This window comes from Anaerobiospirillum sp. NML120448 (assembly GCF_023050945.1).
Lineage (GTDB): Bacteria > Pseudomonadota > Gammaproteobacteria > Enterobacterales > Succinivibrionaceae > Anaerobiospirillum.
Window position 1 is genome coordinate 18,092 of sequence record NZ_JALKIM010000037.1, and the last position, 15,395, is coordinate 33,486.

Genomic DNA, 15,395 nt, shown 5'->3' on the forward strand with positions numbered 1-15,395 from the left:
TTTTACATAATTTTTGGTATTATATTTCAAATAATAAGAACAAATAATAAGAGCATGTGCGTTTGCTACTCCATCGTCGCCATGCCTTAATTTTTGCTTACGACTTTTTATGCAAGGGCATGAGATACCTTTGCTGCTAACACTAGTAATCTTTACTTTTCTTATTGGTAGGGCTTTAACAACATGGAACTTAATGCAGCACAAAAAGAAGCTGTTGAATATATTAATGGCCCTTGTCTGGTATTGGCTGGAGCTGGCTCTGGTAAAACCAGAGTAATTATTACCAAAATTAGCTATCTACTGAAAAATAATCTGGCTCATCCCTCAGAAATCTTAGCTGTTACCTTTACCAATAAAGCCGCCAAAGAAATGAGGGAGCGCTTAGCTAAGCAAGTTTCTGAAAATGCTGCCTCTCAATTAACTATTAGCACTTTTCATGCTTTAGGTCGCATCATACTTAAAGAGCAATCGTCCCTCTTACGCTTAGGACGAAATTTCTCTATTTTTGATGATGCTGATACTTTCAAAATCATTAAACAAATCATTACTAATGAGTATCCAATGCTCAAAAACTCAGCTAGTAATGAATACATTGATGGTATTTGCCATAAGATCTCTATGTATAAAGGAGAGCTTAAAACTCCTAAGGCCTTAGCTAATGATCCTACTTGCGACAGTATAGTTCAGGGTATTTATCAAAAATACAATGACTATTTGCGTGCCTGCAATGCCGTAGATTTTGATGATTTGATTTTTATTCCAACTAGATTGCTGCTCTTAAAAAAAGAGATACGTGAATATTATCAAAAGCGCTTTAAATACATCTTAGTTGATGAGTATCAAGATACCAATCAAACCCAATATGTATTGTTAATGTGCTTAGTTGCATCTAATCAAAGATTTACGGTAGTAGGCGATGATGACCAATCTATCTATTCTTGGCGTGGTGCTCGTCCTGAAAATATTAAACAGCTAACCTTGGATTTTCCTGAGCTTAAGGTTATTAAGTTAGAGCAAAACTACCGCTCTACCTCACGTATCTTACGTTGTGCCAATAGCATTATTGCTAATAACCCCCACATATTTGAAAAGACCTTATACTCAGGCCTAAGAGATGGCGAAAAAATTAAGGTAGTAACCTGTAGCGATAGCGATCATGCCTGTGAGTACATAGCTTCTGAAATTTTGGGCCAGCATTTTGATGATAAAAACTCCTGGTCTCATTATGCTGTTTTATATCGTTCTAACTCCCAAGCTCGTGATATGGAAAAAGCGCTATTAAGTGCCCACATTCCGTGCAAAGTTACTGGAGATACTAGCTTTTTCTCCCGTATGGAGGTCAAAGATATTCTCTGCTGGTGTCGCCTTTTAAATAATCCTAAAGATGATGCTGCCTTATTACGTGTAATTAATATCCCTCATCGTGGTATTGGAGCTCAAAGTATCAAGGTACTAACCGATTTATCTCACAAATATAATCGTTGCCTTTATGATTGTGCTTGCTCTACTGAGGTTAAGACTCTACTGAATAAAAGCCAATATGATGCTTTATTAGGCTTCTTAGGCTTACTGGTTGGTCTGCGTCAAAAGCTTATTAATAATCAGGATCTTGAAGTTTGCCAAAAACTATTAGAGATCATTAATTATGAGCAATATTTAAAGCAAGATAGCTCTGAAAATGCTTTTGAATGGCGTTTGAAAAATGTTCAAACCTTAATGTCTTGGATTGAAGAGTTAGTCAGTGGCCAAAGAGATGCTCCTATGAGCTTTGGCGAAGCCATTGAGCGCTTAGGTCTAAGAGAAATGATGGATAAGCGCCCAGACGAGGATGATAACGCCGTGCAAATGATGACTTTACATGCGGCTAAAGGTCTAGAGTTCCCTAATGTTTTCCTTTTAGGAATGGAGGAGGGCATTTTACCTCACCGCACCTCTATTGAGGAAAACAATATTGAAGAAGAGCGTCGTTTAGCCTATGTAGGCGTAACTAGAGCGCAAACAAGATTAACCATGGTATTAGCTCAACAGCGCAAGCAAGGCGGTGGTGTTACCATTCAAGAGCCAAGCCGCTTTATTAATGAAATGCCTCAAGAGGATTTAGTATTTATTAATCAGAGCGATAAGGTTGAGCCTCAGGCTAATTTTACTGGCATTAATATGGCTCTAGATGAGCTGTTAAATGGCGCTAAATAAGCTTTCTTACTATGGTTTAGTCCTAGTAATCTTGATGTGTTTAGTCCTTATTAACCTACTCAACTATATTTATTGAGTTTTTCTTTGGCCAATTGATAAAAAAGCGCTATTATTATCAATAGGCTATATGATGAGCCTAGCATAATAGACAACAACAAGGAGATGTCATGCTAAAGAACGTCAATCCAACCAAGACTCAAGCTTGGAAAGCCCTCAGCGAGCATTTTAACGAGACCAAGTGCCGCACCTTAAAATCACTATTTGATGCCGATCCAAAGCGTTTTGAGGAGTTTTCTTTAAGCGTAGGTAACGGCGATATAGTAGCTGACTATTCCAAGAACCTGATTGACAAGAAGACTCTTTCTTTACTTATCGATCTTGCTAACGAGTGCGGTGTAAAAGAAGATATTGCTGCTATGTTCAATGGCGACAAGATCAACCGTACCGAAGATCGTAGCGTATTACATACAGCCTTACGTAACTTCTCTGGTAAGAGCGTATTTTCTGATGGCGTAGATGTTATGCCTGACGTAAAGGCCGTTTTAGAGAAGATGAAGGGCTTTTGTGAGCGTGTAATTAGTGGTCAGTGGAAGGGCTATACTGGCAAGAGCATTACTGATATTGTAAATATCGGTATTGGCGGCTCTGACTTAGGCCCATGCATGATCACTGAGGCTTTAACCCCTTACCATAACCACTTAAAGTGCCATTTTGTTTCTAATATTGACGGCACTCAAATTGCTGAAACCCTCAAGAAAGTAAATCCTGAGACCACTTTATTCTTAATCGCCTCTAAGACCTTTACTACCTTAGAGACTATGACCAATGCTCATACTGCCCGTGATTGGTTCTTAAAGCAAGCTGGTGATATTGCCCATGTTGCTAAGCACTTCGTTGCTTTATCTACCAATGCTAAGGGTGTAGCAGAATTTGGTATCGACACTGACAACATGTTCGAGTTCTGGGACTGGGTTGGTGGTCGTTACTCCTCCTGGTCAGCTATTGGTTTATCCATCGCTTTAGCTTGTGGCTATGACAATTTCGAGCAGCTCTTAAAGGGCGGCTATGAAATGGATTGCCACTTCCAAGAGGCTGATTTTGAGCACAACCTTCCAGTATTATTAGCTTTAATTGGTATTTGGTATAACAATTTCTACCACTACGCAACTGAGGCTATTTTGCCATACGATCAATACATGTACCGTTTCCCTGCCTACTTCCAGCAAGGCAATATGGAGTCTAATGGTAAGAGTGTTGACCGTGATGGTAACCCTGTTGACTATGAGACTGGCCCTATCATTTGGGGTGAGCCAGGCACCAATGGTCAGCACGCTTTCTATCAATTAATTCACCAAGGCACCAAAGTTATTCCTTGTGACTTTATTGCCCCAGCTCGCACTCACAATCCAATTGGTGATCACCACGTTAAGTTACTCTCCAACTTCTTTGCTCAAACAGAAGCTTTAGCTTTTGGTAAGACCAAGGAGCAAGTTGAGCAAGAGTTCTTAGCTAAAGGTAAGACCTTAGATCAAGTTAAGGATATTGTTCCATTCAAGGTATTTGAGGGTAACCGTCCTACTAACTCCTTATTAGTAAAGGAAATTACTCCACGTACTTTAGGTATGTTAATTGCCCTTTATGAGCACAAGATCTTTGTCCAAGGCGCAATTTGGAACATCTTCTCCTTTGATCAATGGGGCGTAGAGCTTGGTAAGCAATTAGCCATGAAGATTATCCCAGAGTTAGAGAATGATGAGACCATTAGCTCTCACGACAGCTCTACTAATGGCTTAATTAACGCCTACAAGAAGCTTAAGTAAGATTATTACTAAGCTTTTAAGCTAAAAAAAGCCTGAAGGAGGTAACTCTTTCAGGCTTTTTTGCTGTTAACACCTATCTTTCAAATTAGTGCCTTGTCGTGCAATTGTGTTTATTTCACGATTATCTTGCACAATAAAGCTGACGTTGTCGAATTTTGAAAGGTAGGTGTTGTTGTTAAATATAGTGTTTAATAAAGCTTACTGCTTGAGGCAACCATAAAGCAGCATGGTCATTAGCATGAACAAAGTCATTGGTTGGCTCTACGTCTTTAGTAGCTGTAGATAAACCATGAACACCATCTGGCAAAATTAATAATTCAGCCTTATTACCACAGCGCCACATAGCCTGAGCATAAGAAAGAGCATTTCTAACAGGTACAATAGCATCAGTAGCAGTATGCCAAATATATGCAGGAGGAGTGTTGCTATTAACCTTATCGTCAGTGGTGAACTCAGTCCAATCTTTAGGATCAGTAGAGCCTGTTAAACAATGGAACACCAATTTAGCAACCTCATCTTTAGTAGCTGTGTGAACAGCATAAGATAAAATGGCACCATCAGGACGTAAGCTTGCTTGCCAGGAGTAAGCATTTTTTAGCTCTTCACAGTCATAGCGAGTGCATAGACTAGCAGCTAAATGGCCGCCAGCTGAAAAGCCGCACAGAATAATTTTATGCTCGCTAAAGCCAAGTTCTTTATTGGATCTAAGCTCATTAATAGCATGAGCAACAGTAATCATAGGCAAATAGCCTAAACCCTTTTTAGCGCTTAAAGCATCTTGCTCATCAATAACTTCATAATGCAAAACAGCACTATCTAAGCCCTCATTAGCAAAATACAAAGCTACATTTCTCGCCTCTCTAAAGGAGCAAAACTCGTAGCCACCACCAGGTAGTATAATTACAATATACTTAGCATCTGACTGCTTCTTTGCTCTAATAAGTTCTAATTGTTTGCCATTTTTTAAGGCTATAGTACGATCAATGGCTATAATCTTCCTTTGAGCTTCATGGCCTGCATTATTTTCAAGTGTAACTCTTTGTTCCATTTGATATTACTCGCTTGATGTAAGATTTATAAACCTATTATTTTAAGCTGCTAGAGGAAAATAAGAAATGTATACTGCGATGAAAAGTCCTGTTTGTGATGAGGAGCTAGATCCTACACAAAGAGGCATTGCTCCTTATTCATCAGATCTGTTTTCTGATCTAACAGAGCAAGCAGCTCAAGATGAAAATGGTGAGCAAATAGGTGGTATTGACTATCCTTACACCGAACAACAGCTTTCCTATATTCCTCTACACATTCACTCTGACTATTCTATTATGGATGGCCTTGAAAGTGTTGAAGCTATTGTTAAACAAGCAGCAAAACTTAAGATCCCTGCTATAGCCCTGACAGATTGGACTAATCTTTGTGGCTATATTAAGTTTTACTCTAGCTGTAAAAACAATGGTATCAAACCTATTATGGGAGCTGATCTCATTGTCCAAGAACAAGTAAAACCAGGAGAAAAAGAGCGTACCTTTAGAGTTACTGCCCTAGCCATGGACAGAATTGGCAAGCAAAACCTTTATGATCTCTTATCTTTAGCCTGGCTACGTTCTAAGGCAGGTGCTTTTAATGCCCATAATTTAATTGAAGAACTAGCTGCATATAACGAGGGCTTGATTCTACTCAATGGCTTTAGAGGCGACCTTGCTTACTTTATTGCTGACCATGATGAAGAAAGATTACAAGAGCGCTTAAAGTTTTATCTTGATAATTACCAAGATCGTTTCTGCTTAGAAATTACCAGAACCAATAGAGAAGGAGAGGCCTCATTTGAAAGTGCAGCCTTAAATCTCTGTGTGCATTATGGCATTGCTCCTGTAGCCACTAATGACACCTGTTTCTTATTTGGTGAGCAAGATATTGGTAAAGACAATATTTCTGATTACCAAGTACATGATGTTCGTGTTTCTATTCAAAACCATTGCCATAGAGGCAATGCTGAAATGGCACGTCTTTACTCTAAAGAGCAGTATTTAAAATCACCTGATCAAATGCGTCAGCTCTTTTTCGATCTACCTGAGGCCATCGTTAATACTCGTATGATTGCCGAGCGTTGTAATGTGGAGCTGGAGCTTGATGTGCCACGTTTACCACGCTATCCAACAGGCGATCTCTCCCCTGCTGAGTGCTTGAGACAAAAGTCTTATGAGGGCTTAAATGAGCGCTTAGCTTTCTTATTCCCTGATGAAAAAGAGCGAGAGGAAAAACGTCCTATTTATGAGGATCGCTTAGAGACCGAACTTAACGTTATTATCAATATGGACTTCCCTGGATACTTCCTTATTGTGATGGAATTTATTCAGTGGTCTAAAGATAATGGCGTACCTGTAGGCCCTGGTCGTGGCTCTGGTGGTGGTTCTTTAGTGGCTTATGCGCTTAAGATCACTGACTTTGATCCTATGGCCTTTGACTTACTGTTCGAGCGTTTCTTAAATCCAGAGCGTGTGTCCATGCCTGACTTTGACGTGGACTTTTGCCAAAGAAATCGTGAAAAAACTTTAACTCACGTAAAAGATACTTATGGCAAGAACGCAGTATCTCAGATTGCAGCTTTTGGTACTATGGCTCCTAAAGCGGCTATCAAAGATGTAGGCCGTGCTTTAGCTATGACTTATGGCTCAGTGGACTATGTAGCTAAAATGCTCCCTGAAGTGCCTGGTCTTTCTTTTAAAGCTGCTATGGGCTTTGATAAAAAAGGCAATCCTATTGAGTCTGTTGCTCCTGATTTTCTTAAGCTTTACAACGATGCTGTTAACAATGATGACAAGGCACGTATTGAGCTTATCCACTACGCTATGCGTCTTGAAGGCGTAGTTAAGCAAATTGGTAAGCATGCTGCTGGTGTGGTAATTTCCCCTACTAGAACTACTGAGTTTTCTCCTTTAATGCTCGACTCTTTTGGTAATCCTATTACCCAATTTGATAAAAAAGACGTTGAACATGCAGGATTAGTAAAATTCGACTTCTTAGGACTTACTACCCTTACTATTATCCAAGACGCTTTAGACATGATTAATGCCCGTAAAAAGCGCCTAGGTGAGCCTTTAGTTGATATTCACGCTATTCCATTCCATGATGATGAGTCCTTTGAGGTCTTACAACAAGGTGAAACTACAGCTGTGTTCCAGCTGGAGTCTGATGGTATGCGTAAGTTAATTTGCCAAATGCGACCTGACCGTTTTGACGATATGATTGCGCTAGTAGCCCTCTATCGTCCAGGCCCAATTAAGTCAGGCATGGTGGATCACTTCGTTAAAAGAAAGCATGGTGAAGAGGAAGTTAGCTACCCATCTCCTGACTTCCAAGATTTAGATTTAAAGCCAATTTTAGACTCTACTTATGGTGTTATTGTGTACCAAGAGCAGGTTATGCAAATTGCTCAGGTACTAGCAGGCTATTCTTTAGGTGGTGCAGACATTTTACGTCGTGCTATGGGTAAGAAAAATCCTGCTGAAATGGCTAGCCAAAGATCTGTTTTTGCTGAAGGTGCGCAAAAGAAAGGCAAAGATACCGACATTGCTATGAAGATCTTTGATCAGGTAGAGATGTTTGCTGAGTACGGCTTTAATAAGTCTCACTCAGCGGCCTATGCTTTAGTAGCTTGGTGGACTTTATATTTAAAAGTTCATTATCCAGCAGAATTTTTAGCAGCCATGATGACAGCCGATCGCCTTAAAACAGAAAAACTAGTTTCCTATATTTCTGAATGCTATCGCCTCAATATTAAGGTTAATCCACCTGATGTTAATATTGGTCGCTTTGATTTTACTGTCGATGATGATGGTGCCATTATTTATGGCTTAGGTGCGATTAAAGGCGTAGGCGAAGAATTAGTTAATCTTATTGTTGAGATTAGACAAAAGAATGGCGGCTTTAAGGACTATTTTGACTTTGTGGCCCAGGTAGGCACAGCACGTCTTAATAAGAAGAGCATGGAGGCTTTAATTTATAGTGGAGCTTTAGATAGCTTTAAAGGCACTCGTGCTCAAAAATTCAATAGTATTGCTAAAGCCTTACAATTTGCAACCCAAAAGCAAGAGGAGTCAGAATCAGGTCAAGGCAGTCTCTTCTCCTTTATGGAACTACAAGAAGTTCAGTCTCCTGAATTTAACCCTTGTAGCCCATGGCCTGAAAAATACATTCTCAATCAAGAAAAGAGTGTTTTAGGCTTGTACTTGTCTGGACATCCTATCAATCCATACAAGCAAGAGTTAATGAACTATTGCACCTCATCCTTAAGTCAACTACATCCAGGTGCCTCCGACCGCCCTGTAGTTGAAACTATTTGTGGTGTAGTAATTCAATGTAATGCCCGTATGAGTAAGCAAGATGGTTCGAAGTTTTACATCATCACTATTGATGACAGTAGCTCACAGACCACTATTCCTTTATACGGTCAACATGCTGAGACGCTCACTAAGATTTTAAATGATCGTGCCGAGGCTCAAGAGCAAAGAGTTAAGAGCTCTACTTTAGATGTAGACCCAAGCTTGCTGTGCGAAGCACCGCTGATTTTAATTTTAAAAGTAGCTGTCTTTAATGGCCCTGATGGAGTACGTACTCGTGTACGTAAATTTGAAACTATTGAGCTGATTCGTCGCAAAAAGGCTCGCAATATTACCATCAGACTTGATCTAGAGACTTATGAAAACCACTATAACTTTATTAATAAGCTTATTTTGCGTAATTGTAAGCCTGTAAGTGAGATTGTAGCTGCCATTCAAAGAGCTAATGTACCACCTAGAACTAATTTACCTGGTTTACCAGCTAATATTGCCGTAGCTAAGCCAATGCCAAAGCCTAACTCCAATCGTCGCAACTATAACGAGGAAGAGGAAGTCTTTGTCGATGAGGGCTGTAATTTAAGCATTATGATAGACAATGCTTATATTAACTTGTACCAGGATAACTATAGAGTTATCCCTACCGATGATCTTATTGAAGGCATGCGCGATTTAGCAGGCTTTGACGCAATCACCGTCTCCTACTAAATTTAATCCCCCGCCTCGCTTGAGCGTAGGCGGGGGCCTTATTGCTAATTTATGGTAAAGCAAAGGCCTCAAGCTTGCAGCTATCATCAGCTGCACAAGCCCCACTTAGGCTTACCAAGTTGATCAAGGCCCTGCAGCACTCCAGAGCTTAACAAGCTCCACTTGGGATTACCAATTTGAACAAGGGCTTGGCTTACGGCTCTCACCTGCTGAACAAGACCCACTTAGGCTTATCTAGTTGAATAAGAGCCTACAGGGATTTACATTGTTCTTGAACAAGAGCAAGGGCTTGAGCTAAAGATAGGAAGGGAAGGATCTAACAGACTAAAAGGATGGATCCCATGGGCTTGCCAAAGGCTTTGCCCATGGGAGAGTATGATTATTTTTTGTTATGCATACGAGCTTCTTGTTGCTGAGCTTTGAGCTTTTCTTCATTCTTACGGTACATTTCAAGTTCAGCATCAATCTTAGCTTTGGCAATAGCATGAGCTTTTTCAATTTTCATCGCTAACAGACCAGCTAAACACAAATAGCCAGACCCTAAGAAGCAGACAATCATCCATACGCCACTAGAAAACGGAATAGGATAGATAGGTTGGATTAAAACAGCAAAAATCACGCATACTGAGCCATAAAGAGTCTCATTTTCTCTAAGCATGAAATAGCAGCCGCCCCAGAGCAGAACAAAAGAGCCAATTAACTTAGAGTAAAAGGCCCAACCTTCAGACCAAGGAGCTACAGCGATTAATAAAAAAGCTGCACCAACAAAAGAAACATATTTAAACAGGCTCACTAAACCAAACCTCCGCTTGTATTAAAGCAGTATGTGTATTAATAAAAAAATCTTATTATGCTTAAGCTAATTAACGGTAAATACAGCTTTAGGGCTGCATTTAATTGGTGTAAAAGGACTATGTTGGCAAATTGCATTATTTACCGCAAAGCAGCCCCAGATTTCTAGATTATCAGCTACAGCTAACTGCAAACTCTGATATTTCTCATAATCACACTCAAGAAAAACAGATAACTGATAGCAATGAGCTTTCTCTAATCTTTTAACGTCTGGATGTGAATAATCTAAAGTACCTAATTTCAAGTCATGAGGGCACGCACAGGTGCAATTTGTCTTATCTAAGCTAACTTTAAGACTACTTTTAGGCATTTCAAAAGATTCTAAATGATATATTTTATCATTACTATTAAAATATTCACTCATATTTATCTCAAAAGTAGCAATTATTCCTAAAGGGTAATTAGCTGCCTTAATAGTCATATTAACAGGGTCTATCTCAAGGCTATCCATGCTAAAAATACTGTTACCTTGGCTCTTAACTAAGCACTCTCTTAAAGTCCATTGTCTAGTAAAAAACAAAGCTTGCTCATAAGAAGAGCTTTTAGCATTAAGACAATGCAACTCACTTTCGTTTAAGACCTTTTGTAATAAGCTTGGTCTTAACCTTTTTTCATTACAAAGCTCAATATCAACGCCTTGTTCATAAGGGCCTAAAGATAAAGCCATAACTTGGTTAGAATGACTTAAATTAAAGTAAATGCCCTTACTATCAAGACTTGGTTTGCCTAAATTACTATAAGTAATATTAGGTAAAAGCTCATTTTGAGCTATCACACCCTCATTTAACAAAGCATACTTTATTAAGGCTCGCCCACAAGTATAAGATAAAGCTCTTGTACCTTTTAAAGCATCAATATGGCTATTGATAGCAAGTTCATTATTAAGTAAGTATTTGAGATCTTGCAATATTAAAGGCATAAAGCCTAAATAAAGCTTAGTTTTAGTCATGGAATTTTAAAAATTAAAAATAAAGGCTGCTAAAAATAGCAGCCCTAAAAAAATATCAAATACATACAAGCCTATTTCGCTTAAGGCCTGTTGCGCTTTAATCCAAAAGAACGCTTTAAACTAGCACTCTTACGCACAGCAGCCCCATCTGCCTTGGCAGCATCACTACCCTGCGCACCCTGCGCCTGGGCCGCATGCTGTGCAGCGGGTGTAGACTGCTGAGCCTGAGCCGTCCCAGCATCAGCTGCTGGGCGTGATAACATCACTTTCTCATCAAGATCATCTAAAGACGACATTGATGCTAAAGCCTCATCTTTCTTTAAGGCCTCTTGCGAAAGCTCAACCTTTTCTCCATCCTCAGCCTTTTTATGATTGCGCTTCTTATTCTTTAGTGAAGCCTTAACCACCTGGCTCTGAGCACTAGCCTGCTCATGCTCATGCTCCTTGGCAAGAGCTTGCTCCTTACCAGTAGCCTGTTCCTTGGCCGTAACTTGAGCTTGAGCTGGAGCCTGAGCTGAAACCTTGGCTTGGACTGGAACCTGAGCTTGAGCTGGAGCTTGGGCAGTAGCCTTAGCTGTTACTACCTCTGTCTTAACCGCCTCAACAGGAGATCCTTTCTTGTTATCAAGAGCTCCACTATCAGTCTTACTCTTAGCTAGAGCTTGAGCCTGAGGCTTAGCACTAGCATTAGCACCTACCTTACCAGTAGCCTGAGTTTTAGCCTCTTTAGTAGCTGGTGCTTGAGCAGGTGCTTTGGCAGGCACTGCCACAGGAGCTGCTGTAGCTACAGTTGTTACAGAAGCTTTAGTAGCTGACTGTGCTTTTACTAAAGCAGGATCCTTTGCTGGCACTGATGCGCTAGCGTTAGTTTTAGCGCTAGTAGCGACTTTAGGTGGTACCTGTACTTCAACCTTAGCTTTAGCAGGTGCAACAGCAGGAGCTTTAGACTGCGCAGTAGCAGGATTTGTTGCTTTTTGTGAAGCTGTAGCATTAGTTTTAGCTAAAACCTGTTGCTTATCCTGCACTGTAGCCTTATTAGGCTGAGCCTTAAGCTCTCCAGATGCGCTCTTAGCTGTAGCATTAGCAACTGCAACAGCATGAGCATTAGCTGGAGCCGAAGCTTGAGCTGGAGCGTTAACTTTAGCTGGCGCTGAGGCGGCTGGGGTAGCTTTGCTAGTTGCTAATACTGCTGCATCAGCCTTTGGCTTGCTGGCATTTTTAGCTTGAACCTTTAACTTCTCAATAAAGGATAAGCCTCTATCACGAGCTACATTGACCTTATTATCTCGTTTAGCAATGTTATTTAAAGTGCTCTTACTTTCAATTGGAGCGGCAACATGCTGAATATTAAAGTGCTTAGGCTGATTATTAGCTGCACTATGATCTTTATTCTGGGCGGCCTTATAAGCTCTTGCCTCAGCTTGTGATTGTGCTTTTTGCGCAGCCAAAATCTTAGCTTGAGCGGCCTCTTGAGCAGCCTTTTGCTCTGCTTCCTTTTCTGCCTTAAGGGCGGCCTCTTGAGCGGCCTTTTGCTCAGCTTCCTGCTTAGCCTTAAGAGCAGCTTCTTTGGCTATAGCTCTTTCTTGAGCTGCTTGCTTAGCTTTAGCCTTAAGAGCCTCTAAAGAAGCACCAATATTTACAGTACGCTTGACCTTACGCTCACTAGGATTGAGGATAGACGCAGCTTTATTAAGTGGCTGAATCTCAATATCCTTATTGTCCTCACGCTTTTGCTCCTCTGACGGAGCTAAATCTAGGCGCTCAGCATCAATAAACTTATCATTATCTTGAGAACCTATTACCTCAGTTAAGTTCTTGCTCTCAAGTCCAGAAACGCTCTGCTTTGCTAGTTCCTTTCCATTATTGAGCTTTTGCTCTAATGACTTACTTTGATATGCCACCTCTACACTAGCAGCAGGAACTTTAGCTGTAGCTGTCGCTTTATCAGCTGCAGCGGCAGCAGCGCTATCAGCGCTGGCGCTGCGGGCGCTGGCGCTTTGCGGAGCTTTTTTGTGGGCAAAGAGGCTTGCTAAAGCATGGGCCTCGTCTTGAGCATCATCGGTATGATGAGAGTCAATGGCAAAGTCCTCAGCAACCTTTTTACTACTACCAACACTAGGCTGTAAGGCCTCTTGATCGTTATTGGATAACAAATCAAGAGATTGCTCTTTATTAATATGAGAGCTGCTTTGTTTTGCATCTAACTCAGCTGAGATTTGCGCAGCCACCTGACGGGCAATGGCTAACACCTGATCTCTTTTGTTCTTTAAGTCCTCTGCCTTATCGCTATTAGATTCAGCTTGCTCTATTTGAGGTTCTATTTGTTCCTTAGCCTCATTAGCGTTAACCATTTGCTCCAACTCTTCTTCATGGAAGTTGGCTTCATACTGAGATTGACCTAAATAGCTGGTACGATCGACAAAGCTTGAGACTGAAAGTTTTGGCTTTTCTTTAAAGACACCCTTAATAGAAAAGCTGTAGTTAGTAGAGTCACCCTGATATTGATCAAGAACATTCTCAGGACGTTCCTCCTCTTCTTCTTTGCTTTTATCTTCATGCACAGGATCGCTATACAAATAGGAGATCTTAGTAGGCTCCATAATCTGTAAAGAAGGATCAGGAGAGCCTATATCTACCTTTTTGTTATCACCCTCTAACAACTCACTATTAATGTGAGTGTCAGCTTGCTCATTAGGCTGTGCAGGGCTTTGGGCAGGGGCTGAGGCTGTAGCTGTTTCTAGCTCTGGCTCTAGCTCTTGTTCTTGCGAGTCTAAGTCGGCTAAGGCCTCGGCTACTGTTTTGTGGCTCTTACCCAAAGCAGCATAGGCAAGCTGTTCCTCGCTTAGCTGAGCAGGGCTTACATTGTCATCACCCATGCGATCAACATTGTGAGGCTGCATAGATAGTTGATCGTAAGAGTCTAATTCCTTTTCATTTTCCTCTTCAAGGCTCTGTCTTTTGGCAGCAGAATCTAAAATATCAGCAAAATTAAAAGGAGCAGACTCAGGTTGTGAGCTATTATCTTTTACCCCTAAACGCTCTTTGAGCTTATCCTCTTGGTTAGGGTCATCGATAGCCTCTAAGAGATCGCCTACCTTATTACCTGCAAAAGATAAATTATTTAAATCTAAAGAGCCTTCATCTTGCACCTCAGAGCCAATATAAGGAACATGGTCTTTCTTAAGGGCTTGTTGCGCTATAGACTTACTTTTAGGGCCATAGCCACTAAAACTGTCATCACCATCTAAGGAAGAAAAACGCTCTTGTAGTTCAGAGGAATTAGTATTTTCCTGGGCTTGGTTAATTTTTGAAAATAAAGAAGACCAAGATGAGCTTCCAGACTGTTCTTTATTGTCAGTTTGACCTGTTAAAGGATTTTGTACTCCTAAAGAAGCAATACCCACGCTAGCCTGATTTTCTAGTGGCTTTTGTACAGCTGCATAATTATGCTTTAAAGAACCTAATGAAGCATTCTCAATAAAAGAATTGCTAAAACTAGGTTCATTGTGGCTCATATGGTTAGTAAAGACATCAGAGCTTAAAGTAGGCTCCTTCATATTGTCACTATCGTGATCAGGAACCTGACCTAAAGAAAAGGACTCATGTGGATCTTGGGCAAAAGAGGGCTCTGAACCTAGATTATTAGCTAGCTCCCCGTGCTCATCATTTTTTTTTAAAGCAGAAAATTCAGCTTGAGTATCAGCTAAATTAAGCGGGTTATCATCTGAGCTTAAATGCAAAGCACTAGCACTTTGATGAGACTTTTTGCCCTTAATAGCTAAACCCTTAAAAATTTTATTATCAGCACTACTCTGATTTATCGAGGGGTCATCCTCCGCAATATCAATAGGTGCATCATCACTGTTATCTGATTTTTGAGCAATAACTTTACGCTTTGAGAGCATACTATTGAGTAAATAACGGATAGCAAACAAAACAACAAAGGTCACTACACCTGCAATAATGCCGTAAGTATGTCCTGTTTGAACGTCAGGAAAATCCTGAGCTTGAAAGCCCCAACTATTGAGTTGTTCAATTACTTTACGTGGAAAAGCAATGGCTAAAGCAAGAGGAATATCAGCCAATAACAGAGTAAGCACACCAAATTTAAAGGTACGCTTAGTGAAGCAACAGAGTAAGCCTAATACAAACAAAGTAGCGCCATAATATGAAAATAAGGCATCTACTGATGAAATCAAATTAGCCATAAATGCAGGTATTAACAAAAGATTGTATTAAAGAGAGCCTAAATTATGCCTGAGCACAAAATGACCATGACCATATGATTATCTCTATTACTAGCCAAACACTATTATTTGCTATGTATTTTGGAGACAAATCTGACTAAAATGCTCACTAGCTAATCTACTTAGCCATGCACTAAAGAAAAAATATGTAAAAATAAATTATAACGCAACTTGGGGAGATGAATTTTGTATAATTTTAGTATAACCGTAATCAAGGAGCTAGAATGCCTAAATCCGAGCCTTATGTTGCACCTAAAATTAATGAGTCAATAGATTCATTAGATTCTTT

7 protein-coding genes are annotated in these 15,395 nt (G+C 40.3%); 3 read left to right on the top strand and 4 right to left on the bottom strand.

Features of this window, described 5'->3' with window-relative positions; translation table 11 throughout:
• Window positions 1-183 precede the first annotated feature (183 nt).
• Together MXE38_RS07470 and pgi are read left to right on the top strand one after the other, a co-directional pair.
• Complete coding sequence (locus tag MXE38_RS07470; RefSeq protein ID WP_246913610.1) at window positions 184-2,193, top strand: UvrD-helicase domain-containing protein; 2,010 nt, start codon at window positions 184-186, stop codon at window positions 2,191-2,193.
• Between the two features lie 167 nt (window positions 2,194-2,360).
• Window positions 2,361-4,013 carry a glucose-6-phosphate isomerase gene (pgi, locus tag MXE38_RS07475; protein WP_246913611.1) on the top strand — a complete coding sequence of 551 codons (1,653 nt, stop codon included), beginning with the start codon at window positions 2,361-2,363 and terminating at the stop codon, window positions 4,011-4,013.
• Window positions 4,014-4,188: 175 nt separating this feature from the next.
• Here pgi and MXE38_RS07480 read toward each other — a convergent pair whose 3' ends face one another.
• Complete coding sequence (locus tag MXE38_RS07480) at window positions 4,189-5,061, bottom strand: alpha/beta hydrolase (RefSeq protein WP_246913613.1); 873 nt, start codon at window positions 5,059-5,061, stop codon at window positions 4,189-4,191.
• 67 nt (window positions 5,062-5,128) lie between these two features.
• Here MXE38_RS07480 and dnaE point away from each other — a divergent pair, with 67 nt between their 5' ends.
• Window positions 5,129-9,058, top strand: a complete 3,930-nt coding sequence (dnaE, locus tag MXE38_RS07485; RefSeq protein WP_246913615.1) for a DNA polymerase III subunit alpha — start codon at window positions 5,129-5,131, stop codon at window positions 9,056-9,058.
• Between the two features lie 379 nt (window positions 9,059-9,437).
• Here the strand turns inward: dnaE and MXE38_RS07490 are convergent, their stop codons facing one another.
• The 3 genes from MXE38_RS07490 to MXE38_RS07500 form a co-directional block, all read right to left on the bottom strand.
• The gene (locus MXE38_RS07490) at window positions 9,438-9,851 is read right to left on the bottom strand and encodes a DUF6804 family protein (protein ID WP_246913617.1); all 414 of its coding nucleotides are present in this window, start codon (window positions 9,849-9,851) and stop codon (window positions 9,438-9,440) included.
• A gap of 66 nt (window positions 9,852-9,917) precedes the next feature.
• Window positions 9,918-10,859 (bottom strand): 4'-phosphopantetheinyl transferase superfamily protein, encoded by a 942-nt coding sequence (locus tag MXE38_RS07495; RefSeq protein ID WP_246913619.1) that lies wholly within the window; start codon window positions 10,857-10,859, stop codon window positions 9,918-9,920.
• An 80-nt stretch (window positions 10,860-10,939) separates the two neighbouring features.
• Window positions 10,940-15,067 (bottom strand): hypothetical protein, encoded by a 4,128-nt coding sequence (locus MXE38_RS07500; protein ID WP_246913620.1) that lies wholly within the window; start codon window positions 15,065-15,067, stop codon window positions 10,940-10,942.
• Window positions 15,068-15,395 lie beyond the last annotated feature (328 nt).